The 24,298-nt window shown below is 59.8% G+C and carries 21 protein-coding genes and 1 tRNA gene; 18 read left to right on the forward strand and 4 right to left on the reverse strand.

All coding sequences use genetic code 11. The features are described from left to right. The first annotated feature begins 16 nt into the window (after positions 1-16). Positions 17-694, forward strand: a complete 678-nt coding sequence (locus BV034_RS08495; RefSeq protein WP_081887676.1) for a YggS family pyridoxal phosphate-dependent enzyme — start codon at positions 17-19, stop codon at positions 692-694. 68 nt (positions 695-762) lie between these two features. Here the strand turns inward: BV034_RS08495 and BV034_RS08500 are convergent, their stop codons facing one another. Then, complete coding sequence (locus tag BV034_RS08500) at positions 763-1,824, reverse strand: D-alanyl-D-alanine carboxypeptidase family protein (protein ID WP_050026024.1); 1,062 nt, start codon at positions 1,822-1,824, stop codon at positions 763-765. A 91-nt stretch (positions 1,825-1,915) separates the two neighbouring features. Between BV034_RS08500 and BV034_RS08505 the strand changes: the two genes are divergently transcribed. Then, positions 1,916-2,815 (forward strand): peptidylprolyl isomerase, encoded by a 900-nt coding sequence (locus BV034_RS08505; protein WP_050026026.1) that lies wholly within the window; start codon positions 1,916-1,918, stop codon positions 2,813-2,815. 87 nt (positions 2,816-2,902) lie between these two features. On the opposite strand, the gene BV034_RS08510 is transcribed toward BV034_RS08505, so the two are convergent. Continuing rightward, on the reverse strand, positions 2,903-3,958 hold the full coding sequence (locus BV034_RS08510; RefSeq protein WP_063768715.1) for a DUF3500 domain-containing protein: 1,056 nt from the start codon (positions 3,956-3,958) through the stop codon (positions 2,903-2,905). Positions 3,959-4,135: 177 nt separating this feature from the next. Between BV034_RS08510 and BV034_RS08515 the strand changes: the two genes are divergently transcribed. The 10 genes from BV034_RS08515 (at position 4,136) to BV034_RS08560 (ending at position 14,982) form a co-directional block, all read left to right on the forward strand. Continuing rightward, positions 4,136-5,791 carry a GspE/PulE family protein gene (locus BV034_RS08515; RefSeq protein ID WP_050026027.1) on the forward strand — a complete coding sequence of 552 codons (1,656 nt, stop codon included), beginning with the start codon at positions 4,136-4,138 and terminating at the stop codon, positions 5,789-5,791. A gap of 105 nt (positions 5,792-5,896) precedes the next feature. Then, positions 5,897-7,567, forward strand: a complete 1,671-nt coding sequence (locus BV034_RS08520) for a GspE/PulE family protein (protein ID WP_050026029.1) — start codon at positions 5,897-5,899, stop codon at positions 7,565-7,567. A 124-nt stretch (positions 7,568-7,691) separates the two neighbouring features. After that, entirely contained in the window at positions 7,692-8,972 is a 1,281-nt protein-coding gene (locus BV034_RS08525; RefSeq protein WP_050026031.1) for a type II secretion system F family protein, read from the forward strand. A 99-nt stretch (positions 8,973-9,071) separates the two neighbouring features. Beyond that, positions 9,072-9,725 (forward strand): prepilin-type N-terminal cleavage/methylation domain-containing protein, encoded by a 654-nt coding sequence (locus BV034_RS08530; protein ID WP_050026033.1) that lies wholly within the window; start codon positions 9,072-9,074, stop codon positions 9,723-9,725. Positions 9,726-9,833: 108 nt separating this feature from the next. Further along, positions 9,834-10,481, forward strand: a complete 648-nt coding sequence (locus BV034_RS08535) for a hypothetical protein (RefSeq protein ID WP_265592780.1) — start codon at positions 9,834-9,836, stop codon at positions 10,479-10,481. A gap of 31 nt (positions 10,482-10,512) precedes the next feature. Further along, positions 10,513-10,884 carry a hypothetical protein gene (locus BV034_RS08540; protein WP_063768716.1) on the forward strand — a complete coding sequence of 124 codons (372 nt, stop codon included), beginning with the start codon at positions 10,513-10,515 and terminating at the stop codon, positions 10,882-10,884. A gap of 183 nt (positions 10,885-11,067) precedes the next feature. Further along, entirely contained in the window at positions 11,068-12,150 is a 1,083-nt protein-coding gene (locus BV034_RS08545) for an L-dopachrome tautomerase-related protein (protein WP_265592781.1), read from the forward strand. Positions 12,151-12,222: 72 nt separating this feature from the next. Next, entirely contained in the window at positions 12,223-14,052 is a 1,830-nt protein-coding gene (locus BV034_RS08550) for an SLC13 family permease (protein WP_050026041.1), read from the forward strand. 94 nt (positions 14,053-14,146) lie between these two features. Beyond that, positions 14,147-14,231 (forward strand) — tRNA-Leu (locus BV034_RS08555). A 34-nt stretch (positions 14,232-14,265) separates the two neighbouring features. Then, the gene (locus BV034_RS08560) at positions 14,266-14,982 is read left to right on the forward strand and encodes a ubiquinone/menaquinone biosynthesis methyltransferase (RefSeq protein ID WP_050026043.1); all 717 of its coding nucleotides are present in this window, start codon (positions 14,266-14,268) and stop codon (positions 14,980-14,982) included. Here the strand turns inward: BV034_RS08560 and BV034_RS08565 are convergent. Further along, positions 14,979-16,130 (reverse strand): esterase, encoded by a 1,152-nt coding sequence (locus BV034_RS08565; RefSeq protein ID WP_050026045.1) that lies wholly within the window; start codon positions 16,128-16,130, stop codon positions 14,979-14,981. The two genes, BV034_RS08560 and BV034_RS08565, sit on opposite strands and share 4 nt — an antisense overlap. 234 nt (positions 16,131-16,364) lie before the next feature. Here BV034_RS08565 and BV034_RS08570 point away from each other — a divergent pair, with 234 nt between their 5' ends. From BV034_RS08570 to BV034_RS08590, 5 genes are all read left to right on the forward strand, one after another. Continuing rightward, positions 16,365-16,688 carry a hypothetical protein gene (locus BV034_RS08570; protein WP_050026047.1) on the forward strand — a complete coding sequence of 108 codons (324 nt, stop codon included), beginning with the start codon at positions 16,365-16,367 and terminating at the stop codon, positions 16,686-16,688. A 92-nt stretch (positions 16,689-16,780) separates the two neighbouring features. Then, a complete protein-coding gene (locus BV034_RS08575) occupies positions 16,781-17,242 on the forward strand; it encodes a hypothetical protein (RefSeq protein ID WP_038171826.1) in 462 nt (153 codons plus the stop codon). Between the two features lie 183 nt (positions 17,243-17,425). Beyond that, a complete protein-coding gene (locus BV034_RS08580) occupies positions 17,426-18,724 on the forward strand; it encodes a Gfo/Idh/MocA family oxidoreductase (RefSeq protein WP_050026050.1) in 1,299 nt (432 codons plus the stop codon). Between the two features lie 207 nt (positions 18,725-18,931). Next, positions 18,932-20,692 (forward strand): SUMF1/EgtB/PvdO family nonheme iron enzyme, encoded by a 1,761-nt coding sequence (locus BV034_RS08585; RefSeq protein WP_265592782.1) that lies wholly within the window; start codon positions 18,932-18,934, stop codon positions 20,690-20,692. Between the two features lie 108 nt (positions 20,693-20,800). Further along, complete coding sequence (locus BV034_RS08590) at positions 20,801-21,859, forward strand: FAD:protein FMN transferase (protein WP_265592783.1); 1,059 nt, start codon at positions 20,801-20,803, stop codon at positions 21,857-21,859. A 12-nt stretch (positions 21,860-21,871) separates the two neighbouring features. On the opposite strand, the gene BV034_RS08595 is transcribed toward BV034_RS08590, so the two are convergent. Beyond that, positions 21,872-23,152 (reverse strand): glycosyltransferase, encoded by a 1,281-nt coding sequence (locus tag BV034_RS08595; RefSeq protein ID WP_050026053.1) that lies wholly within the window; start codon positions 23,150-23,152, stop codon positions 21,872-21,874. A gap of 201 nt (positions 23,153-23,353) precedes the next feature. Here BV034_RS08595 and BV034_RS08600 point away from each other — a divergent pair. Further along, positions 23,354-24,298 (forward strand): SGNH/GDSL hydrolase family protein (locus tag BV034_RS08600; protein ID WP_265592784.1); only part of this gene is annotated, 945 nt, incomplete at its 3' end.

Here is a 24,298-nt window from a genome sequence, read left to right on the forward strand (position 1 = left end):
AGCAACTTGATTAAGCATGCTTATCCGTGACAAACTTTGCGTTGTAAAATCAAAAATTGTCGCAGCCGCGACAAGATCTGGACGGAATTCAGACCAAATTGAGCTGATTGCCGTAACAAAGACATTTTCTCCTGAGACTATTCACGAAGCTGTCGAGGCTGGACAAAATTTGTTCGGTGAGAACAGGGTTCAGGAATTAATGGCGAAAGTGCCGGTGCTGCCCCCTGATGTGCGCTGGCATCTCATCGGCCACTTGCAGTCAAACAAGGTTCGCAAGGTGCTTCCCGTGGTGGAAGCCATTCATAGTGTGGACAGTCTGGATCTTGCGGGGAACATCCACCGGATCGCGGGGGAGCTTGGAGTTGTTTCCCAAATCTATCTTGAAGTCAACGTCTCCGGAGAGGCTAGCAAGTATGGCTTTGAGCCTGCGCGTCTGGAGGCGGACTTGGAGGAGTTGCTGGCGCTCGACAGGCTGAATGTGGTGGGCCTGATGACCGTGCCCCCGATCGGGGAGTCAGGTGAGGAAAGCCGGCGTTACTTTGCGGCGCTTCGGGAACTGAGGGATCGCCTGGAAACCCGGAGTGGCAAACGTTTGCCGGGCCTGAGTATGGGCATGAGTGGCGATTATGAGACCGCCGTGGAGGAGGGGGCGACCATCGTCAGGGTGGGCAGCGCCATCTTCGGTGGACGCTGACGCTGCTGCGCACCCTTGTTCCCCATTCTGCCGCTTCTCTATATATAGCTGGGAGTGCAGGCGGGGAATCAGGAGCGCTGGAGGCCCCATCGCATCATGACCATGCCATCGTCCCAGATGTACTTGGTCCTGGTGCCCAGCTGCACCAGGATCACATCCTTGCGACCGGAGTGGGCCGTGGAGATGAGGCAGCGGCCTGCGGCGACGGTGTAGCCGGTTTTCATGCCGTTGCACTCGGCCATCTTGCCGAGGATCTCGTTGGTGTTCTCCAGCGTGACCCGGCGGCCGTTGTTGAAGGTGAAGGTGTAGTACTTCCGCCGGACGGCATCACGGACCACCGGATTGTTGTAGGCTGCCCAGGCGATGCGGGAGAGATCGCGAGCTGTGGAGTGCTGGCCGCCCCCGGTCAGTCCATGGGGATTGGTGAAGTAGGAATTGACCGCACCGAGGGAACGGGCGCGGGCATTCATCTTTCTGGCGAAAGCTTCCACGCTGCCAGCGTTGTCCCGCGCCAGCACGTTGGCCACGTCGTTGGAGCTCTTCACCAGGAAGGCGACCAGAAGGTCCCGCCGGGTGTAAACCTCACCGGGTCTCACGCCCAGCTTGGAGGGCTCCACCGCCACGTCGCTGGCGGCGATCCTGACTCTTTGATCGAGATTCCCGGCCTCGGCCACGATCAGGGCGGTGAGGATCTTCTGGGTGCTGGCGGCGCCTCGCTGGGTGTCGGCATTCCTGGCGGCGATGACGGCTCCCGTATCCGCATTCACGAGGATGAAGGATTCAGCCCGGATCGGAGGGGCGCTGCCCACGTTCGACCCGCTGGAAAACAACATCGACTGCGGGGTGCCGTAGTCCGGTGCTCCGTAAGGCGAGGGGTAGCCGGGCCCCTGCTGGGGGACTGAAAGCGAGATGGGATTGGGCGGCGGCATCTGGGGCGGCCGCGCCGTTGGCTGGGAGTAGGTGGCCAGCTGGTAGGAGGGGGCTGCCGGAGCGGCATAACCTGCCGCAGGGTTCGTCAGACCCGTGCCAGCGCGGTACCCGTAGGCGGGCATCGGAGCCGGCTTGTCGGCGCACTGAACGAGGAAAATGGAGGCTAGGACGGCCAGGTTCACCTTGATCGGGGTTTTCATGAGGGAAGCTTGATCACGATGGCGGGAGCGGAGCGTATTCACAACCGGGATTTCCATTGCTCTTTATCACCAGACACGCACACTTCATGCCATGGCTTTGATCATCAACGGCGAGACAATTGACGACGAGATTATTGAAGAAGAATTCCGTCACATCAAGGGACACTATGAGCGGGCTCTTCAAGTTTCGTGCTGCGAGCGCGATCCAGAATTCCGTGGGATGGCCAAGGACAATCTCGCCTCCCGGGCGCTCCTCCAGCAGGAGTCGCGGCGTCGATTCCCTGAGGTGAGCGAGGGGGAGACCAAGGCGCGTTTGGAGAAGCTCATTGAGCAGTCGGGAGGTGAGGAGCAGTTCTACATGAGCATCGGCATGCCGTTCAAGGATGAGAGCCTGCTCCAGGACAATCTGGCAAACGGGGTGAGGATGGACAAGATGCTCAACCATGTGTACTCACCCGAGCCCGAGCCGGCCGAGGCGGATATTCAGGCCTATTACGAGGCCAATGTGAAGCATTTTCTCACTGAGGAGCAGATCCGTGTCTCTCACATTTCCTTGAACCTCAGCGGTGCCCGGAGCCGGGCGGAAGTGTATCAGACCATGCGGGACCTGCGAGATCAGGTGCTGGGCGGGGCCGATTTCGACGCCCTGGCGGCCGAGCACAACTCCAACAAGGATATGTCACCCGATCTTGGCTGGTTCAAGAAAGGGGAGTTCATGGAGGAGTTTGAGGCCATCGCCTTCTCCATGCGGGACGGCGAGATCAGCCCGGTGTTCATCACCCAGTTGGGTTTCCACATCTGCCGCCTCACCGACCGAAAAGCCGCAGTACCCAAGCCCCTGGACGAGGTGCGGGAGGCCGTGCGCGCCCGCATCCTGGAGGAGTTCCGGGATGGCAAGTTCAACGAATTCCTCGATACCCTCAAGGACGGAGCCAAGATCGAGGACACCGAGCCGGAAGAAGACTGCGACTGCGGTGGCGGGCACTGCTGAGGCGGAGGTTGCCAATTTCCCAAAAAAAGAGCCCTCTATGGAGAGGGCTCTTTTTGTTGGAAGGCGAAACAGGGGCTGTGGCCGGTCTTACTTGGCGGGTTGGTGGGCCGTCTTGACGTGCTCACCGAGGAGGTCCAGCCCGAAGTCTGAGTCAAAGTCGCGCCACGCGGTGTGGACGTGGTTGGCGTTGTTCTGGGTGTTGTCGTACTCCACAACGAAGCTTTTGCCTTGAATCCGGTAGTAGTGCCCCTGGTTGGGCTCGCGGCTGCCTGCCCAGGCAAAGTGGATCGGTCCGCTGGCGAGGATCTCCTGCCAGGCGGCCTCAGCCACTTCGGGACGGATCCGGAACAGGTGCTCCTTGAGCAGTGTTTGGAGCTGGGCTTTCTGGTCGGCGTTCAAATCGGCATCACTGAGGCCATCCGGGGAGAGGGGGCTGACCTGGCGTTTGGCTTCGGTAAGGATGTCTTTGAAGGCGGTTTCCTGAATCAATGCCTTCTTCCACTGGTCGTCATTGAGGGACTTGGCGAGCTGACGCCCCAGATCTTCCTCAGCGGAGAGGGGGCGGACTCCGGTGCGCGGGCCCTGGCGGATTTCACCCGGGTTAGATCCGAAGAAGCATGGGGTGCTGCGGAACAGGGAGCCATCTTTAACCGTGAAGTTCAAGGCCAAGTGGTGCCCCTCCAGTCTCCAACCCCAGGTGCCCTTCATGGAAGGCTCGCCGAAAATGCTAATAAAATACTTCTCGGGGTCACGACGGGCGCGGGCAGCGTCGCGTTTGGCGGGGTCTGCCCCTTCAATGCCAAAAAGGACCTCCTCCAGACTCATGATGGTGGTTGCCTTCACGTAGCCGCGATAGCTCAAGCCGGTGGTCAGCAGGGCATGTCCAAGGAGCCGGGCCTCGGGAGGCATCTCCTTGAAGGAGAGGCCGTTGCGTTCCTTGGGGACGAAGTGCCAGTTGAACCGTTCTTCCGACTCGAAGGGGTACTGGGCTTTCGTGCGGGCTTCAGCCGACAGGGCCTTGAGGAGGGCGGTGGCGGTATCCACCATCTGCTGGCCTGCCTCGTGGGCTTGCAGGCGGGATGGCTGGAGAGCCGACAGGCAGCCCAAGGCGAGAAGGGTGGTCAGGAAGCGGCGGAGTGACATAGGGGAGCGGAGGATGCGTGCGGTGCTTGCGGCTGACTCGAACGGCTTCGTAGCACGTTATTTCTCAAGATTTTGTCAAAAAAACCTGAGAGTGTTGACACGAAAACTCGCGGCGGGGTAATCTGGCGCGCCTTAGGGCCAATTTTCGAATTATTCACTGCCACCGCCTCGTCATACATGTATTCCAACGAAGACTTTTTGCTCGAACTTCTCCGGGAATCCGGGATGGTGAACGAGCAGGATCTCCACCACGCCCGCACCACCAAGAAACCTTCCGAGACCCTCATGGAGGGACTGATCAAAGGAGGGGTGCTCTCTGAAGAAGACGTGGCGCAGACGATGGCGGTGAACTCCGGAATGGAGTTCATCGACCTCACGGGGTATGCCGTGTCACCCGACCTGAAAAACGTGGTGCCCGAGGACGTGGCAAGACGCTATAAGGTGGTGCCCATCGGCTTCGAGCATGGTCGTCTCCAGATTGCCATCAGCGATCCCAACAACTTTGAGACTCTGGACGCGCTGCCGCACGTCCTCTCCACGGAGATTGAGTTCATCTGCAGCACGCCAGGATCCATCCGTACGCTGACCAGCAGCATCTATGGAAATGAGGGCGACATGGCGGGCACCGTCGTGAAGGGCATGGAGGGGAGTTCGGAAACGGACGCGCCTATCATCCGCCTGGTGACGAACACCCTCATGGAGGCCTTCAAGAACCGCGGCTCGGACATTCACATCGAGCCGATGGAGAAGGATCTCCGGATCCGCTACCGCATCGATGGCGTGATGCATGATGTGGAGCACCATCCCAAGAAGCTGCACTCCTCGATCATCGCCCGTCTGAAGATCATGACGGGGACGATGAGCATCGATGAGAAGCGCGTCCCGCAGGACGGCCGTATCCAGATGAAGTTCCAGGACAAAGAGCTGGATCTGCGCGTCAGCATCATCCCCACGAGCAACGGGGAGAGCGTGGTCATGCGTATTCTCGACAAGTCCTCACTCCGACTGGGGCTGAGTGACCTGGGCTTCCTTTCCGATGACCAGGAGACGTTTGAAAAGCTGATCACGCTGCCCGATGGCATCATCCTGGTGACCGGCCCGACCGGTTCAGGAAAAACGACGACGCTGTACGCGTGCCTGAACTTCATCAACCGGCCGGACCGCAAGATCATCACCGTGGAAGACCCGGTCGAGTATGAGCTGCCCGGGATCAACCAGGTGATGGTGAAGGAGGACATTGGCATGACCTTCGCCGCCGCCCTCCGCGCCATGCTCCGTCAGGCACCCAACATCATCATGCTGGGAGAAATTCGAGACATGGAGACGGCGAGCATCGCCATCAACGCCTCCCTGACGGGTCACTTGGTTTTCAGCACCCTGCACACGAATGATGCTCCGAGCGCCGTTTCCCGTCTCGTGGACATCGGCATCAAGCCGTTCTTGATTGCATCCTCCGTGCGGGCCATCGAAGCTCAGCGTCTGGTGCGCAAGCTCTGCCCGGAGTGCAAGACGCCGGGAGCTTTGACGGAGAAGGAACTGCGTTCCCTTCAGTTGGATGCGTCCCAGGCCTACGGTGCGACCATCATGGACGCCGTTGGCTGCCCGAAATGCCGCGGCAACGGTTTCCGTGGTCGTCTTTCGATCGTGGAAATCTTCAAGATGGATGACGAGGTTCGCGGAATGATCAACCAGTCGCTGCCGGCTCCGGTGCTGCGTCGCAAGGCCCGCGAACTGGGCATGCGCACGTTGCGTGAAGACGGGGTGCGCAAGGTGCTGGCGGGCATGACCACTGCGGAGGAAGTCATCGAGGCCACCATGTCCGACGCGAATTGACGATCTGATGACAACAGGGGACCGGGCGATGCCGGACTGCAAAACGGCCGCCCCCAGACCCTGCCACGAGCACAACGACCGAGACTAGACTTACTTTTACTTACAATGACAGCGCAAAGCGTGGTGGAACTGCTGACGAACCGGGGCCTGCTCGATGAAGGGCAAGCTGCGGACATCCTGTCGGACCACAAGACGACGGGGAAAGACCCGGTGGACCTTCTGGTGGAGTACGGCATCTTCAACAACGAGGACGAGTTTTGGGCTCTCGTGGCGGAAGAAATTGGAGCCGAACACTATGACCTGACAACCTTCGAGCCAGGTCGCGATACGCTGGAGTTGATTCCCGCCGGCATGGCGCGTCTCTGCGGCGCTCTTCCTATCCAGCTTGGGCCGGATGGCCTGTACGTGGCGCTGACTGACCCGCTCAATCCCCAGTTGCTGGAAGATCTCCGGTTCGGTCTGGGCAAGAGCATCGTTCCGGTGGTCGCGCGGAAAGAGCAAATCCAGGCCCTGATCGACAAGCATTACGGCAGCGGTACTCAGAGCATCGAAGACATTTTTGGCCAGTTGGGGATCAGCTCCAAGCCGGGAGACCGGGCGAGCGTTGAGGCCGAGGCCAACAGCGCTCCGATCGTCCGCTTTGTGGATCTGGTTCTAGAGCAGGCCATCAAGGAGAAGGCGTCCGACATTCACTTCGAGCCGTTCGAGCACGAGTTCAAGATCCGCTACCGGGTGGACGGCTCGCTCTACGAAATGGCTCCGCCGCCGGTGCACCTGGCGATGTCGGTCATCTCCCGTATCAAGGTGATGTCCAACATGAACATCGCCGAGCGCCGAGTGCCGCAGGATGGTCGTATCATGACTGTCGTGGACGGGCGTCCGGTGGACATGCGTGTCTCCACCCTGCCGACCCAGTACGGCGAGAGCGTGGTGCTTCGCGTGCTGGATCGTTCTTCGGTGAACCTGACGCTTTCCGCCCTGGGGATGCCGCCGTATCTGTACGACTACATTCAGGACACGATCCACAAGCCCAACGGCATTTTCATTGTGACGGGTCCCACGGGCGCGGGTAAGACGACGACGCTGTATGCCGCTCTTAAGGAGATCAACACCATTGATGCGAAGCTGCTGACGGCAGAGGATCCGGTGGAGTACGACATCGAGGGCATCATGCAGGTGCCGATCAATGAGGCGGTGGGCTTGACCTTCGGGAAAGCACTGCGTTCCTTCCTGCGTCAGGACCCAGACCGCATCATGGTAGGGGAAATGCGTGACGTGGAAACGGCGCAGATCGCCATTCAGGCGTCTCTGACGGGCCACTTGGTGCTGAGCACGCTGCACACGAACGATGCCGCTGGTGCCGTGACCCGTCTCATTGACATGGGCGTGGAGCCCTTCCTGGTGGCGGCAACGCTGGAAGGCATCTTGGCGCAACGTCTCCTGCGGACCATCTGCAAGGAATGCGTCACCCCCTACACACCCAGCCCGATTGTGCTCAACCAACTGGGCCTGTCCCAGAGCGACATTGGGGACAAGAAATTCTTCACAGGTGCCGGTTGTGGCGTCTGTGGCACCAGTGGCTACAAAGGCCGTAAGGGTATCTATGAGCTGATGGACATCAACGACCCGCTCCGGGAGTTGATCACCCAGAAGGCCCCCACCTTGGTGCTCCGCCAAAAGGCTGTCGAATTGGGGATGCAAACCCTGCGCGAAGACGGTCTGCGCAACATTTATGACGGCGTCACGACCATTGAAGAAGTGCTGAAATACACCTAAGCGCGCCTCATTCTCACGGACCCCGGCGAAAAACCGTCTTTTTCAGAGTGGACAAATTGACGCCGGAACCAGTAAGCTTTTCCCCAGAGTTAATACAATCCTGATTTACTGACGAACCCCAGCCATGCCGAAGTTTCACTACATCGCCCTCGACCAGAACGGTCAGGAGACTGCCGGAGACATAGACGCCCCGAATGAGGCGGAAGCCATCGGGCAGTTGCGCCGGAGCCAGCTCTACCCGACCCAGGTCGTGGAAGAAGGCAAGGGGGACTCCGCCGCGATCAAGCGCCGTGCGCGCGGTACATCCGCCAAGGGCAAGACGAAAATCGGAGGCAAAGCCTCTGCATCCGCCAAGGTGGCGGGCAAGACGCTCATGATTTTCACCCGCCAGCTCGCGACGCTGATTGACTCCGGTCTTCCGCTGTTGCGTGGTTTGACGGTGTTGGGTCGGCAGGAGCCGAATCCGATCATGAAGCGCACGATCAACACGCTAGCCGACTCGGTGCAGACCGGCAGCACGTTCTCGGAAAGCCTTCAGCAGTTCCCGCGCATCTACAACAAGCTTTACATCAACATGGTGAAGGCTGGGGAACTGGGCGGGGTGCTGGAACTGGTGTTGAACCGTCTGGCCGAGTATCAGGAAAAGGCCCAAAAGCTGAAGAACAAGATCGTGGCCGCCATGGTGTACCCGATGATCGTGATGATCATCGCCGTGGGTATCATGATCTTCCTCATGACCGTCATCGTCCCGAAGTTCGAGAAGATCTTCGAGGACATGCTCGGTTCCCGTGACAAGCTTCCTGAGCTGACGAAGTGGGTGATCAACACCAGCCGCTGGATCCAGGGCAACCTGCTGATCCTCGCCGCCATCACCGCGGCCATTATTGTCATGTGGCAGATCGTGAAGACCACCAAGGGTGGTCGCCGGGTGATTGACCAGCTCAAGCTGAAAATGCCGCTCTTTGGCGATGTACAGCGCAAGAGTGCCATCTCGCGGTTTACGCGCACTTTGGGTACCCTGGTCACCAGCGGTGTGCCGATTCTGCAGGCGCTTAACATCACCCGTGAAACAGCCGGTAACGTGGTGGTGTCCGACGCCATCAACAAGGTGCATGACGCGGTGAAGGAAGGGGAAAGCATGGTGGCACCGCTGGAAGCCAGCAAGGTCTTCCCGCCGATGGTCATCAGCATGGTGGACGTGGGTGAGGAAACCGGTCAGCTTCCGGAGATGCTGCTCAAGGTGGCAGATGTGTATGAAGATGAAGTGGACAACTCGGTGTCTGCCCTCACCTCCATGCTCGAGCCGCTGATGATCGTGATTCTCGCTGTGGTGGTCGGTGTGATCGTGTTGGCGCTGTTCATGCCGCTGATTCAGATCATCCAGGGCATCAACCAGAACACCTAGTTCTACAACCTTCGAAGACGAATTCATGCCCTGGTCGGTGCCGTCTGATGTGCACTGGCCGGGGCTTGCTTCAAACCCCCAACTGCCTCGTAAATCGTCATGAAAATCCGCACCGTTTCCCGTCACCTGAACCGCCGTTTGGCAGGTGGCTTCACGCTTATTGAACTTTTGGTGGTGATTGCCATCATTGCGCTGCTGGCAGCGCTGACGCTGGGCGGCTTCCAGTACGCCCAGCAGGCGGCAGGCCGCAACAAAACGACCGCCTCTCTCGCAGCAATCAAATCCGGCCTTGAGCAGTATAAGGAGAAGTTCGGTGAGTATCCCGCTGTACCTGCTGCACAGGCTTCGGATACTGGTACCTACGGTGGCTTGACGGTGAAGCGGGCCGCCGCTGCCATGCTTTATCAGGCCCTCAGTGGCGACGGCAACACCTACATCCAGCTGAGTGGAGCAGCGGGGGTGGAGTCCGACGGTGAAGTGTCGGTCGAAGAAGTGCCGAATTCGATCAACAGCAACCTGCCTCCCCAGATGATCTTTTCTGGCGGAGTGGCGAGGGGAACCCCGGGCACGCGCTATTTGATTGATGGTTTTGGCCGGCCTTTCCAGTACACCAAGGGTGGAGAAGCCACTGCGGTTAACCCCACCTATGACATCTGGTCCTATGGACACTCCGATAAAGCCGGCACCCCCAATGACGATCTGAATACCAAGAAGAGCGCCACGGAAACGGCTACTTGGATCAAGAACTGGTAGTCTTAGTTGTTGGTATTGATTGCAGGCCTCGTGTCAGATTTCTGGCGCGAGGCCTTTTTGTTTTTTTAATAGTGGAGGAGCTCTCCGAGATTCAGCTGAGATGATTTTATGAAACAACGATCCAGCAATCGATGCCGAATGGTCCAACGGAACGACGGAGGCGCGCTGAAAGCCCTCCTCTGGATCATCGGCCTTGTGGGGTTTCTGGTATATCTAACAATGGGAGGGGGCCCCAGCAACTATCCATCAGGAGAGCGCAACAAGACCGTTGCGTCCCTAGCGGCGATCAAATCCGGTCTGGAACAGTATCATGAAAAGTTTGGGTACTACCCTGAGCCTGCGGGTGAGGCTCAGAGCGACAGGGGGACTTTTGACGAGGTAACGATGAATTGCGGGGGTGCTGCGATGCTCTACCAGGTAATCAGTGGGGATGGCTCGGACTATGTCAAAGCTGACTCAAAAGGAGTGCCTTCAGATGGAATGCTGGATGAGCAGGAGGTGGCCAACTCGATCAACCCAAACCTTCCGCCTCATGTGATCTTCACTGCCAGCAAATCCAAAGGAACACCAGGTCCGCGCTATTTGGTAGATGGCTATGGGCGTCCATTTCAATACACGAAAGGCGGGCATGTTGAGGCGGTGAATTCGACGTACGACGTCTGGTCATATGGGGATGTGAAAACGGCGACGGTGAGCTGGGATGTAGCAACGAAGAAGGACACCCAGAAAACGGCAACCTGGATCAAAAACTGGTAAACAGTGAGGATCTGGTTATCGTGCCGACACTATGGCACGATACTCGATTCTCTTTGGTATTCTGATGGTTCTTCTGGGTGTGGCAGGCTGGGTGGCCGCAGGTGCCACCGCCGCGGCGAAAACGGCATTGATCATCCCTTCTGCTTTTGGCGGCGTCCTGATCCTCTGTGGATTGATTGGGGCAAAGTTCCCTGGAGCGAACAAGCACGTCATGCATGTCGCGGCGCTGGTGGCGCTGCTCGGTACGGTGGGTGGCTTCATGATGGCCATCAAGGGTCTGCTGGGTGAACCGCATTGGCTCAAGATTGTTACGCAGGGAAGTTTGGGCGTTCTTTGCCTTGTTTTTCTGGTGCTCTGTGTACGTTCTTTTATCCAGGCCCGTGTGGCACGGAAGCAGGTTTGAGACTGAAGCATGCGCACCATGAACTCCCCCGACATTATCAGCCAGTATGAAGGTACGGCGAGGGGGAGCGGGAAAGACAGCGTCCCCACAATGGGGGGGCAACAACAGTCGTTCATCAGAGGTGCTCGTTTGCGTCAGTGGGTCTCAAGGGGGGCTCATGGGGCAGTTTGGGGGTGTTGCTTGTTGGCGGCTCTGTCCCTTCCCGCAGCATCCGAGGCCCCGCCATTGGAAGTGGTCTTCCAGCTTCCTCTGGCCCCTGCCGGATTGACAGTGGCTCCAGATGGAGCCTTCCTGCTCAGCATCAATTTCCAGGAAAAGCCGCAGAACCGGGTGGTGGCGGTCAACAAGAAGGGAGAGTCCCGGCCCTTCCCGACCCTGCCGATCAGTCAGGCCTCCAAAGATGAGCCGCTGTTGTTAGACGCGGTGGAGGGCCTGCATACTGACAAAAATGGGACGGTATGGATGGTGGACAACGGTCGGCGCAGCGAGCTGCCGCCCAAGCTGGTGGCTTGGGACTTTGATCACAACAAGCTCCAACGCGTCATCCATCTTGCTCCTCCGTCGGTGCTTCCGGATTCTCTGCTGCATGATCTGGCGGTCGATCCTGAGTACCCTTTTGTGTACCTCAGTGATCCTGCCAACGGTTCGGACGCAGCCTTGATCGTGGTGGATATCGGTACTGGACTGGGACGGCGGATCCTCCAAGGCCATCCCTCGGTGGTGCCTGAGGAGGGTACCCAGCTTGAGATCGACGGGCAGCGGCATCAGACCCTGCGATTGGATGGCAGTGTGGCCAATACCCAAGGCGGGGTGAGCGCGCTGGCTCTGGATCGAAAAGGGGAATGGCTCTATTTCGGACCCATGCGGTCGCGTCGGCTCTATCGGATTCGCACGGAACATCTGCGCAACACGGCCCTGGCCCAGGACAAGCTGGCCGGGCTGGTGGAAGAATACGCGAGCAAGCCTGTTTGCAACGGCATCAGCCTCGATTCCAAGGGCAACATCTACGTTTCAGATGTCGGGGCCAAAGGGGTGGGGATGATCGCGGCTGGCACCAAGCAATACCGCGTGCTTGCGACCGATTCCCGGGTGTTCTGGCCGGATGGCCTCTGCTTTGGCACGGATGGCAAGCTCTACTTCTTTACCAACTCGCGGAAGGGACGGGCTGGTGAGGCAGTGACGGCATCGCTTTCGGCACCGGAGGCCCCGATGACGAATTATCTCTTCAGGCTCTCGACAGTGGGCACCGGCAAGGTTGGAGATTAGCGTGGGGGCGGCTCAAAGTTGCGGCCTGAAGGTTGCCGAACGCCCTTGGGCTCCGGATAGTCGGGCGACCCTATGAATGCTGATCTGATCAAGGTGCTGCTCGCGCTGGCTGCGTGCGTGGTGATGCTGGTGCGCGACAAGCCCCGGATGGATGTCGTAGCCCTGCTGGCTATGATGGCCTTGCCCCTGATGGGGCTGATGACGGTGCCGGAGGCGTTCGCTGGCTTTGGAGATCCCAGCGTTATCTTGATTGCGGCTCTCTTTGTGGTCGGGGAAGGCCTGGTGAGAACTGGCGTGACCTACCAGGTGGGGGAGTGGTTGTTGAAGAAGGCGGACAGCAGCGAGACGCGCCTGTTGATCCTTCTGATGCTGGTCGTGGCAGGGCTGGGGGCTGTGATGAGCTCCACCGGCGTGGTGGCAGTCTTCATTCCCGTGGTGTTGGGTGTGAGCAGGAAACTCAAGATACACCCGGGACGTTTGATGATGCCGCTGTGTTTTGCGGGGCTGACGAGTGGGATGATGACTCTGGTGGGCACGCCGCCCAACCTCGTGGTGGATGCGGCCTTGAAACAGCGGGGGCACGCTGGATTTTCATTCTTCGCATTCACTCCTCTGGGGCTCTCGGTATTGGGGTTGGGACTGGGGTACATGCTTCTAGTCCGGCGCTGGCTGGTGAGTGACCCCAGAGCTTCGGCGGCAACGATGAGCCGCCGGGGGCTGTCTCACTTCATTGAGGAGTACCAACTTCAGAAACGCGGGTGCCGCTTTCGGGTGTCTGTCGGATCTCCGTTGATCGGGGCGAAACTGGAGACGCTGAATCTCCGGCAGGCGCACGGGGCCAACTTGATTTCGGTAGAGCGTCCGGGCCGCCTGCGATCGGAGCTGCTCCAGCCGGTGGGCAAGACGGTGCTGATGGAAGGGGATGTGCTGCTCGTGGATTTCTTCGCTGCGGACAATGCGATGGAGTTTGGTGAAAAGATGGGCCTCAAGCGGCTGCCGTTGCGAGGTCACTATTTCATGGAGCGGCTCAACGAGGTGGGGATGGCGGAGGTCGCGGTGCCGCCAGAGTCGGCGCTGATTGGAAAGACGGTGCTGGAACAACGTTTCCGAACGCGGCATGGGGTAAGTGTGGTAGGTCTGCGACGGAATGGTTCGGCGCTGAGGACCGGAGTGCTGGAGGAGAAGCTGAAGATGGGGGATGTGCTGCTGGTCGCGGGCCCATGGAAGGCGATCCGAAAGCTTCGGGGGCAGATCCAGGATTTCCTGGTGCTCAGCCTCCCGGCAGAGATGGATGAAGTGGCGCCGGCGGCCAACCGGGCTCCGTATGCGTTGGCGGCGCTGGGGATCATGATGGCGTTGATGATTACCGGAGCCGTGCCGAACGTGACGGCGGCATTGATCGCCTGTCTTCTCATGGGGGCGTTCCGTTGTGTCGATTTCAAGAGTGCCTACCGATCCATCCACTGGCAAAGCCTTGTGCTCATCGCGGGCATGATGCCCTTTGCCCGGGCCTTGGAGACCACGGGCGGGGTGGAGATGGCCGTGAATGGATTGACGGCCGCGCTGGGAGACGCCGGTCCCCGGGCGATCTTGGCGGGGGTATTCGCCCTTACGGCGATGATTGGGCTCTTTATCTCCAACACCGCTACTGCAGTGCTGATGACGCCCATTGCGCTGGGCCTGGCAGAGAGGCTGCAGGTGGCGCCCCATGCCTTCGGGATGACGGTGGCGATTGCGGCTTCGGCGGCCTTCATGACGCCGGTTTCTTCCCCGGTGAATACGCTGGTCATGGCACCCGGGCGCTATCGCTTTGGGGACTTCGTACGAGTTGGGGTGCCGTTCACTCTGCTGGTGCTGGTTGTGACGGTAGTGGTCGTGCCCTGGCTGTTTCCAGTGAGGTGAAAGGCGATGGGTCGAAGAACATGTGAAAAGTACAAAATTCTAGTTGAGAAGTTTGGTGCCCCGTCCATGTTCACGACCCGGCCGCAATGAAAATGCTCACGTGGCGGAATTGGTAGACGCGCAAGATTCAGGATCTTGTAGGGAGACCTGTGGAGGTTCGAGTCCTCTCGTGAGCACCATCACTATTCTATTTTTTAAATCGAAAGCGGTGGCATGCAGCCAGTAGTCAGCGACAGCGCCCCAAAGAATGGGCAGGATGCCAGCTTCGTCCGGAAGGCCTTCGCCTCCATCGCCAGTCGTTATGTGCTGACGAATCACGTTTTGAGTCTGGGCATTGATGTGCTCTGGCGCTGGCGTACAGGCCGGGAAGTCGCCGCGTGCCAGCCGCGACAGGTGGTGGATCTGGCCACGGGCAGTGGAGACCTTGCAGCGGAGATTCAAAGTCGCTGTCCCGATGCTGCGGTGTTGGGCGTGGATTTCTCCCAGCCCATGCTGATGGAGGCCCGGAAACGTGGGCTGACGCAGCTGGTCGTCGGGGACGGCATGAACCTGCCTCTCCAGGATGCCTGTGCTGATGTGGTGACCGTGGCCTTCGGCCTGCGCAACATGGCGTCATGGCCCGACGCTCTGAAGGAGATGTCGCGCATCCTTCGTCCTGGTGGCCATTTGTTCGTGCTGGATTTCTCCCTGCCGCAATCAGGGCTGATCCGAACGGGACATCTTTTCTATCTCCGTCACGTGATGCCTCGTGTGGCGGGCTGGCTTACCGGGGAGCGGGCGGCCTATGAATACCTGTGTGGCACGATTGAGGCCTTCCCCAGTGGTGAGAAGATGAATGCCATGATCTGTGAGAATGGCTTTGTGAAGAGCGATGCCTCCGCGCTCAGCTTCGGCATCGCTTCCCTGTACCACGCGCGGAAAGCGGGCTAGGGAGACTCCTGGAAAAGTCTGGGTAGAAAATCGGCGAGGTAAGTACGCCAAATCGGCCAGGTATGGGCTCCCGGGGTGGCGTGCCATTCATGCTGGATGCCGCCCGTTTTCAGTTGGGCGATAAAGGCTTCGTTTCTTTGCAGGGCTCTGTCATCGACGCCGCAACCAATCCAGAGCAGGCGCAATTTCGCGTTGGTGGAGGCGACGTCCGCCAGGAGCGGGGCGGTCACTTTTTCATCCGCTGGGCCAGCGCTGAACGCTCCGATCCACGCGAAGCGGTCCAGATGGCTCAAGCCAATGCTCAAGGCTTGGCCTCCGCCCATGCTCAGCCCGGCGATGGCGCGTTTGGAGGCTTCCTTCGCCACGGGATACTGGGTCTCTACGAGCGGGAGAGCGTCTTCAAAAAGCTCGCGGCGAAAAGCTTCAAGAGCGGCGGCCCGGCGGTTGGGGTCCTGCGGACTGGTTTTCCCCAGCGGGTGGCCGTCGAGCATGAGCACAATCATAGGACGGGCTTTTCCGGTGGCGATGAGATGGTCGAGAATCCAGTGGGCTTTCCCGTGGGTGACCCAAGTCTGCTGGTTGTCACCTGAACCGTGCTGGAGCACCAGCAGGGGAAGCGGGTCGGTCGAACCGCGGACGAGTGTTGGCGGAGTGTAGACGACGAGTTCGCGTGGGCGGCCCAGTGCCTTTGAGAAATAGGTGTGCTGATGCACGGTGCCGTGCGGCACGTCTTGAAAATCCCATGCGGCAGGTGGGCTGGAAGGGATGTGCAGGATGCTGGAGCGGGGCTCCCGAGAGGGCTTGATGGCGGGATTGCCAGGATCCAGGAGAGAAAGCCCGTCGGCCTCGAAGCTGTATTCCCAGACACCTGGGGGCACGCTGGGAAAGCTGCCGGACCAGATGCCGTCCTCGGCGCGAGTGAGAGGAAGCGGGCTTTTGTCCCACTGGCCACGCAGAGTGACGGACTTGGCGTTGGGGGCCTTCAGGCGAAAGGTGACGCTGTGGTCGTCCTTGTTGATCTCCGGGGAAATGATCGGTGCGGGTGCCGATCTTGTTTCTGGCGCGGAGGGTGTCTGCGCTCTAGCGGTCAGCGATATCGCGAAGAGAAGGAAGAGGGGGGCGCAGCAGAGCTTCATGAGGGAGGGCATACGTGAGTTGAGGTCTCGATCCGTCAATCATCTCTGGGGTGGCGTTTTTGTGTCTTGGAGCTCGTAAAACGCAGAGAAAGTCGCCCGCGTGGGGAAGGGGAGATTCGATGTCCGAATACGCATTCTAAAATCCAGCAACCTGCTCACTTTCTGTCCCCTCCAGTGCTTTGTTCTTGCCTCGGGGGGGCCTTTTTTTGAGAGGAAAGAGGATAGCAACAAATTACATCTGCCATCATGTACGACTCCTCTCCTGCGACGGCGCCCTCACTGCGGGTTTTAGAGATTCAGAATGGCCTGGTGATCAGTGAATCCGGCCAGCAGGATGCGGATGACTTTGCCGCTGACTACCAAGGGTTGCGCCATTTCGCGGACCGTGTCGGTGGGGCTCTGGAGCTGGGCGGTTCTTTGTACGCTGCGATCCATGAGCCGGAGTTTTCCATGATGTTCCTGCTGCCTGTGGGCACAGACAAGCCCGCCACACAAGCCGTGGGAGCCATGGTGGACGCCAATGTCTCCAACAATGAGCTGCTGGTGACCCTGCGGCAGCAGGGAGTGTGACCCTCTTTCTCCCACCCAGATGACTGAAAGGTCGGCAGGCTATCCGATGCCTCCCGGCGCTGATCACAACTTCCTCCCGCAATCATACACCCATGGCCAATCCCATCACTCCCTCCCTCCGCGCGAGCCTTGAGCGCCTCAAGCACGCGGGTTCTGTCAACGGGCTCTGTCTTTCATGGCGTCGCCAGATCTTGGTGAGCCTCATGCCGTATGAGGACTTCCGGGTGGAGCAGCTCGTGCAGGTGCTCAATGACGGGCGGGACCATTTTCAAAGTGGCGGAACGCGTCTGGTGGACTCCCTGTGGTTGGGATTCCCAGATGTGCATGCTCTAGTCGTCTTTGCAGGCGATATCAGCGTGGTATTGCTGCACACCCGCCAGGAGGAGGCGGATTTCCTGACGGGAGTGGTGAAGACTTTCCTGAACGATGCCCAGCTGCTTGTCGCGGCGGCGCTCAGCCCAAGCAATGGTGAAACGGTCGGGGGAGATGACGAGGAGAACTGGCTGCCGCAGCCCCCTCGCCTGGATCCCAATTTGACGAACGTGGTGTCCTGAGGGGCACGTTAACAGGGATTCCGGAGGAAAGGGAGGCCGGGGTGTCGCCTCGAAGTCGGCCCCCCCTTGAGAGCGTGCGATTTTTGCAGGAAGCGTGTCACACCTTTTAAGGCGTGGCCATTTGACGGAAAGAAGTAGCGCCGATGGCGCGAACTTCGTTGTGCATCGTCAAACTTCCTTCGTATGAATCCCACTACACTGCAAGCGCTCAACCGCCGTTCGTTCCTGGGCCGCTCCGCCGCCCTCACCCCGGTGTTGTTTCCTTTTGTCCTGAAGGGGGCGACGGGCGCTGACGCGAAGAACGCTGATACATTGAAGATCGGCCTGGTAGGTTGCGGCGGTCGTGGCACGGGCGCGGCCCAGCAGGCGCTGAGTGCGGACTACAACACCAGCCTCTACGCGGTGGCGGATGCCTTTGCTGACAAGGCCGAAGCGAGCGTGAAGATGCTGGGGGACAGCTTTGCCAACCGGGTGGACGTGCCTAAAGAGCGCCAGTTTATCGGGCTGGATGCGTACCAGAAGCTCATCGACATCTGTGATGTAGTGATCCTCGCCAGCCCTCCCGGATTCCGCCCGGCGCATCTGGCGGCCGCAGTGGAGGCCGGCAAGCATATCTTCTGCGAGAAGCCCATGGCGGTGGATCCAGCCGGCTATCGTGTAGCCCTGGACGCCATCAAGAAGTCCCAGGAGAAGAAGCTCAGTGTGGTGGCTGGCTACTGCTGGCGTCGCAGTGCGTCCCGCGTGGAGGCTTTCAAGCGCCTGCACGATGGCCAGGTCGGTGACCTGACCTCCGTCTTTTCCACCTACTACACCGGCCCGGTGAAGCCCATGCCAGAAGCCTCTGCCCGCAAGCCAGAGTGGAGCGATGTGGAGTGGCAGGTGCGCAACTGGTATAATTTCGCATGGCTGAGTGGCGATGGTCTGGTGGAGCAGGCGATCCACAGCGTGGACAAGCTCTGCTGGGCACTCAAGGACGCGGACCCGATCTCCTGCGTGGCGACGGGGGGCCGTCAGCTGCCGAACGAGGGAGGTAACATCTTTGACCACTTCCACGTGGCCTACGAATTCCCGAACAATGTGATGGCCCACCTCGGTTGCCGCCAGATCAAAGGCTGCTACAACGAGAATGCGGATTACATCCGGGGTACCAAGGGTGCCCTGATCATCGGCCGTGGGGACAAGCCCTTCATCGACGGTGAGGACCGCTGGCGTTTCCGTGGTGAGGAGAAAAACATGTACCAGGTGGAGCACGACGAGCTCTTCGCCGCGATCCGCAAGGGCGAGATGCTCAATGACGGCACCTGGATGCTGCACAGCACGATGGTGGGTATCATGGGTCGCATGTCCGCCTACTCGGGCAAAAAAATCACCTGGCAGGAAGCCATTGCCAGCGAGGAAGATCTGGCTCCTGAGGCCACGCTGAAGTGGGGCGACAAGTTTGATCCAGGCCCGATCGCGCGCCCAGGTCTGATCAAGGCCTGAGGCCGTGTGCTGTTCTCTCCTGCTGAGGACAACCTCATGGGGAGTCGGGAGGTGGTGTGAACTGCCTCTCGGCACCCGTCATCTGAACATCATTCTTTCAACACTCATCGTAAAAACTGACGGTGGGGGAGAAGGTCCGTAGTTGAGACTCGATCTCTGAACTTTCGGGTTTCCTCCCTCCCGCCCTGTGCTAAGCCATTGGTTCCCATGCGACCGACATCCCTACTTGCCATCGCTTCCATCCTTCCTTTTGGGGGGGCTTCAGTGTTCGCTGAAGCGGCCGCCAAGATTGAGAAACCTGATTTCAAGCAACATGTGAAGCCGATCCTTGAGGCGGCTTGTGTGCACTGTCACAACGACAAGTCCGACAAGGGCGGACTGAATGTGACAACGCTGGAATTGACCGTGAAAGGTGGCGACAATGGAACGGCCCTGGTGCCGGGCGATCCTGCCAAGAGCCCGCTGTACACCACGACGGTGCTGGCGGCGGATGAAGACGCAGTCATGCCACCCAAAAAGGAAGGACTGCTGGCTCCTGAGCAGGCGGAGATCCTGAAGCTCTGGGTGCAGCAGGGGGCTGCCTGGCCCAAGGACGTGAAGCTGGAGCAGACGGTGCGCGTCAGCTTCGAGAAGCACATCCAGCCCATCCTGGAGGAGAACTGTCTCTCCTGCCACAATGCGGACAAGGCCAAGGGGGATCTCAACCTGGCAACGAAGAAGGACGCCTTCACCACGGGTGAGAATGCGCCGACGATCATTGCTTTCAACTCTGCCAAGAGCTCCGTGTACTCCCTGGCCTCTCTGCCGGCGGATCACGATGACCTGATGCCACCTGCCAAGAGTGGTGGCCCTCTGAAGAAGGAGCAGCTCGATCTACTGCGAGGCTGGATCGACCAAGGGGCAGTGTGGCCTGAAGGGGTGACGTTGAAGGCCAAGGAAAAGAAAGGCCCGACCACCGAGAGTCTCGACAACATGGAGCTGGCGAAGAAGATCCACGATTTCATCGTGCAGACTTCCAAGGAGAAGGCCGAAGGGGAGATGAAAGCCTATGACAGCAAGGTGCCCAAGACCGGCATCGGCTACAAGATGGCTGCGATCAAGGGCGGTGAATTCCTCATGGGCAGCCCGGATTCCGAACAGGGGCGCAAGGATGACGAAGGGCCGCAGGTGAAGGTGAAAGTGAAGCCCTTCTGGATGGGCGTTCATGAAGTCACTTGGGACGAGTACCTGCCCTTCATGATCACCGATGTGGGCCGCAACAAGAACGGCTCCAAACAGAAGCCGAACCCGGCGGACGGGATTGCGGATGTTATTTCCCAGCCCACGACTCCCTATACCGAGATGAGCTTCGGCATGGGCACGGATGGCTATCCTGCGATCTGCATGACGCAGCACGCGGCCAACAAATACTGCCAGTGGCTGAGCGCCCAGACGGGCCACTTCTACCGCCTGCCGACAGAGCAGGAGTGGGAGTACGCCGCCCGCGCAGGCACGACGACCGCCTTTTACTGGGGCAATGAAGCCGGCCAGGCCAAGGAGTACGAGTGGTGCTACGACAATGCCCCGAACTTCCAATACTCCCAGGTGGGTAAGAAGAAGGCCAACCCTTGGGGTCTGTATGACATCCTCGGCAACGTGTGCGAGTGGACGATCGACCAGTACGAGCCCGACTACTACAAGAACCTCGCTGCTCTGGGTGACAAGTCCGTGGGCTTCTACGTGAAGTCCAAGAAGCCCTATCCCCAGACGGCTCGTGGTGGTTCCTATGACGATGACGCGATTGGCCTCCGCGCCGCGGTGCGTCGTGGTTCCAACCCCGACTGGAAGCAGCAGGATCCGCAGCTCCCCAAGAGCATCTGGTACCTCACGGACGCCAAGTTCCTCGGCTTCCGCATTGTGCGCCCTCTGGAAATCCCCAGTGCCGAAGAAATGTTCCACTACTGGAACAACGGCGTGGAAAAGGAGTAAGGGGTAGTCTGGATCTTGGATTGCTGATTTAAGATTTGTGATTTGATGAAGGCGGCGGCGTTTCCTGCGGAAGCGTCGCCGCTTTTGCTTTGTCTCAAGATGACTCGCATGTGCAGGTGGATTTTCGTGGTGGTGGCAGGGCTCCTGGCATGGGGCTTGGGCTGCAAGGCGCCTGCTGAAGAAGATGCTGCATTGAAGCGGTACCAGTACTCGCGCCCCCAGATGGGCTCTGTCTTCTACATCACGCTGTACGCTGAAGAGGAGGCAAAAGCTAAAGTGGCGGTGGAGGCTGCCTATAAGAGGGTGGAGGAGATCAATGCGGCGGCTTCGGACTATCTACCGGAAAGCGAACTGAGCCGTCTGAATCGGGCCCCTGCAGGGCAGGCGGTGAAGGTGAGTGATGATCTGTTTACCCTGCTGGCCAGATCAGCGGAGGCTTCGAGGCTGACCGAAGGAGCCTTCGACGTGACGGCGGCGTACGCGGTGCAGCAGTGGCGCCGGGCGAAGCGGAGGAAACAACTGCCGGATGAGGCGGACACGCGGAAGGCGGTGGCCATGGCGGACTGGCACAAGGTGCAGCTGAATGAGGAGCAACGGAGCGTCACGAAGCTTGCCGAGAACGTGATGATCGATTTAGGAGGGATCGGCAAGGGGTATGCGGCAGATGCGGCGCTGAAAGTGTTGCGAGATCGCGGCCTGAACCGGGCTGTCGTGGCCGCAAGTGGGGACCTCGCCTTTGGGGATCCGCCCCCCGGGAAAGCTGGGTGGGATGTGGCACTGCGCACTTTTGAAAGCGCGGAGGATGCGGACCGGTACGAGCATGTGACCTTGAGCAACTGCGGCTGCTCCACCTCAGGAGATTTGCATCAATTCCTTGAACTCGGTGGCAAGCGGTATTCCCACATCGTGGATCCCAAGACTGGCCTGGGGCTGACCGATCGCATCGCCTGCAGCGTGGTGGCGCCCGATTCCACCACGGCGGATGCGTATGCCACCGCCTTCTGTGTCATGGGAGTGGCGAAGACGGAAGTGTTTGTGAAAGCGAATCCGGAACTCCAGATGCACGTGCGGATGACGTGGCAGTCGGATGAGGGGGGCGGGTTCAAGACCCAACTGACGAACTGGGGGCAATGGCCCGCCAAGGATGCTCCCAAACGGGGCGACTGAAAATAGGGCAGTCTACGGGCACTGGAATAGGTAGCGTCCTGAACGTGCAGCAGCGCCTGCGGACTCCATCACGGCCACCGCCTTGGCGGTGGGTTCATCGGCGCGGCAGAGTGTCGAGGCACGCGCCGCGGCCTCCTTGACCGTGGCGTCCCGTACCAGGTGGCTGAGCTTCGCCGCCACGGCCTCGGCTTTGAAGTGTTTGGGTTCAAGGTAATCGCCGGTGCCGAGCCTTTGCAGGCGCATCACGTTGTCCGGCTGATCGTGTCCCATGGGCATGATGAGCTGGGGCACCCCGGCGGCCAGCCCTTGGGAGAGTGTGCCAATGCCGCCATGGTGAACGAACGCGGAGACGTGAGGGAGCACCTCACTGAATGGCAGGTAGGCAAAGTGTCGGGCAAACGAAGGCAGCGGGTTGGGCAGTTGCTCCGGGAAGCTCGTGCCCAGCAGGGCGCGCAGCCCCAGCTTCTCGCACGCCGCCAGTCCTTCGCGGAAGAAAGCGGTGGCCTGGGTGTTGCCGGTCCCGGGGGTGAAGAGGACCGGCTTTGTGCCTTCCTGAAGCCAAGCGGCGAGATCGGGCGGGAGCTCGAAAAGCGTGCGGAGGTCGGCGAGAGGGAAGCCGACGGTGTGGGTATTGGCCGGCCAGTCGGGCTGGGGAGCGGCAAACCACTCCGGGAACAGCGCCAGATTGGCATCGGGGGAGTGCATCCAGTCCGGCACCACCCGCCGGGGGGCGGGGATGTTGATCTCCCGACAGAGCGCCCTGACCTGCGGCGTGAGCTTGAAGTCTGAAGGGTTGGGCAGGGAGAAGAGGATCTTCTTGGCCCACACCGGCAGCTTCAGCATCCACTCCGTGCCTGGCATGATGATAGGCGTGTCATGCACACTCAGGAAACAGACGGGCTGCAGGTGCACGGTGACCAGGGGGCACTTGAATTTCTCCCGGGCAGCGCGGGCGGCCATCATGGTGAAAGGTGCGGCCAGGACGGTCTCGCCGGGGCGGATGCGTCCGGCGATAGTTTCATAGAACGGACGCAACAGCTTGCCGGCCATCTCAAAGACCAGTGCCGTGCCCTTGTATGGCTTCCAGAGATCGGGGTGACTCAGGATCTTCTCGTACTCCTCTTTGTTGCCTACGCCGGTGAAGCGGAGATCCGCCCGACGGGCGGCATCATCGAAGAGCGGGGAGGTGATCAACTCCACATCGTGCCCACGCGCCTTGAGCAGGCGGCCCATCCAGATGAATGGATTAACGTCACCGGCGCTGCCAAACGGAACGAGGAGGAAGTGGGCCATGGGGAGGACTGGGGGCTGGTGTGAGACTAACGGCTGGGGCGCGGGATGCACCCAGAAAGTGATGATTGCTGCCTGCGTTGTCCGCTATGGGTGAGTCGGGTGAAGCATCTGCCGGATTCGCAACGTCTTGTGAGAATGGTGACTTCATGGTCAGATCCCACTCACAACCTGTCCTTCCTCAAGCGCCGCCTTTGGACAGGCATGATTTCTTCGCTGCTGGGCCTTGTGGCATGGGGGAATCTGACCGCCGCTCCGCCCAACGAAGTGACACCCGGGAGGTTTGCAGGTCAGCCGGAGTCAGGCGCGGTCACGACAGCAAGACAAGTGGTGGCGTTCCCTGATCCGCGAATCACGGTGTCTGGTCTGGCGTGGTGGAAGGAGGAGGCCAAACTGAAGCGATTGCCGGAGAGGCTGAAGGCAACCGTGCCGCCCAAGGTGTGGCAGCTTTCCCAAAGTCCTGCGGGGGCCAGGCTCCGATTTCGTACGGATTCGCTGAACGTGGGGATCCATGCGGTGACGGGGAAGTACAAGCTGGCCCCTTCACCTCCCACGGCGCTGATCGGAATGGATCTGTACAGCGAGGGGCGCTATCTGGGCAGTGCTTTGCCGGATGAAAACGCGGTCCTTAAGAAGGAGTGGACCCTGGGGACAGAGCGCGTGATGCGGGACGTGGAAATCTATCTGCCCATGGGAAGCCCGGCCACCGTGGAGAGCCTTGTCTTGGATCAAGGGGCCAGGCTGGAAGCGGGCAAGCCGTATTCGCGAGACAAGCCGGTCGTGTATTATGGCTCCAGCATCACCCAAGGGGCTCAGGCCACGAATCCCGGGGGAACCTTTCCCTGCCTTCTGGGACGATGGCTGGACGCGGACTTCGTAAACCTGGGGTTTTCCGGCAACGGGATGGGGGAGCCGGCCTTGGCCCGGGCCGTGGCGGAGATCCCGGCGGCGGTATTTGTCATCGACTACTGGGCCAATCCGGCGCCGGAGGTGTATGAGAAGACGTTTCCGGAGTTCATTACCATCATCCGGGCGAAGTTTCCTGATACCCCAATCGTCGTGACGGGGCCGTACTACAATCCGTCGGAAGTGTTTGGCAGTCGCATGGGGCAGTATCAGCTGGCGAAGCGTCTGCTCATTCCCAGGTTG

Source organism: Verrucomicrobium sp. BvORR034 (assembly GCF_000739635.1).
Classification (GTDB): Bacteria; Verrucomicrobiota; Verrucomicrobiia; order Verrucomicrobiales; family Verrucomicrobiaceae; genus Verrucomicrobium.

Bases quoted from the DNA above. Each gene is read 5' to 3' on its own strand.
- BV034_RS08590 (WP_265592783.1), top strand. From the start codon at position 20,801: ATGTGCAGGTGGATTTTCGTGGTGGTGGCAGGGCTCCTGGCATGGGGC.
- BV034_RS08560 (WP_050026043.1), top strand. From the start codon at position 14,266: ATGCAGCCAGTAGTCAGCGACAGCGCCCCAAAGAATGGGCAGGATGCC.
- BV034_RS08515 (WP_050026027.1), top strand. From the start codon at position 4,136: ATGTATTCCAACGAAGACTTTTTGCTCGAACTTCTCCGGGAATCCGGG.
- BV034_RS08540 (WP_063768716.1), top strand. From the start codon at position 10,513: ATGGCACGATACTCGATTCTCTTTGGTATTCTGATGGTTCTTCTGGGT.
- BV034_RS08535 (WP_265592780.1), top strand. From the start codon at position 9,834: ATGAAACAACGATCCAGCAATCGATGCCGAATGGTCCAACGGAACGAC.
- BV034_RS08495 (WP_081887676.1), top strand. From the start codon at position 17: ATGCTTATCCGTGACAAACTTTGCGTTGTAAAATCAAAAATTGTCGCA.
- BV034_RS08565 (WP_050026045.1), bottom strand. From the start codon at position 16,130: ATGCCCTCCCTCATGAAGCTCTGCTGCGCCCCCCTCTTCCTTCTCTTC.
- BV034_RS08510 (WP_063768715.1), bottom strand. From the start codon at position 3,958: ATGTCACTCCGCCGCTTCCTGACCACCCTTCTCGCCTTGGGCTGCCTG.
- BV034_RS08500 (WP_050026024.1), bottom strand. From the start codon at position 1,824: ATGAAAACCCCGATCAAGGTGAACCTGGCCGTCCTAGCCTCCATTTTC.
- BV034_RS08530 (WP_050026033.1), top strand. From the start codon at position 9,072: ATGAAAATCCGCACCGTTTCCCGTCACCTGAACCGCCGTTTGGCAGGT.
- BV034_RS08595 (WP_050026053.1), bottom strand. From the start codon at position 23,152: ATGGCCCACTTCCTCCTCGTTCCGTTTGGCAGCGCCGGTGACGTTAAT.
- BV034_RS08525 (WP_050026031.1), top strand. From the start codon at position 7,692: ATGCCGAAGTTTCACTACATCGCCCTCGACCAGAACGGTCAGGAGACT.
- BV034_RS08570 (WP_050026047.1), top strand. From the start codon at position 16,365: ATGTACGACTCCTCTCCTGCGACGGCGCCCTCACTGCGGGTTTTAGAG.
- BV034_RS08505 (WP_050026026.1), top strand. From the start codon at position 1,916: ATGGCTTTGATCATCAACGGCGAGACAATTGACGACGAGATTATTGAA.
- BV034_RS08520 (WP_050026029.1), top strand. From the start codon at position 5,897: ATGACAGCGCAAAGCGTGGTGGAACTGCTGACGAACCGGGGCCTGCTC.
- BV034_RS08575 (WP_038171826.1), top strand. From the start codon at position 16,781: ATGGCCAATCCCATCACTCCCTCCCTCCGCGCGAGCCTTGAGCGCCTC.
- BV034_RS08550 (WP_050026041.1), top strand. From the start codon at position 12,223: ATGAATGCTGATCTGATCAAGGTGCTGCTCGCGCTGGCTGCGTGCGTG.
- BV034_RS08585 (WP_265592782.1), top strand. From the start codon at position 18,932: ATGCGACCGACATCCCTACTTGCCATCGCTTCCATCCTTCCTTTTGGG.
- BV034_RS08580 (WP_050026050.1), top strand. From the start codon at position 17,426: ATGAATCCCACTACACTGCAAGCGCTCAACCGCCGTTCGTTCCTGGGC.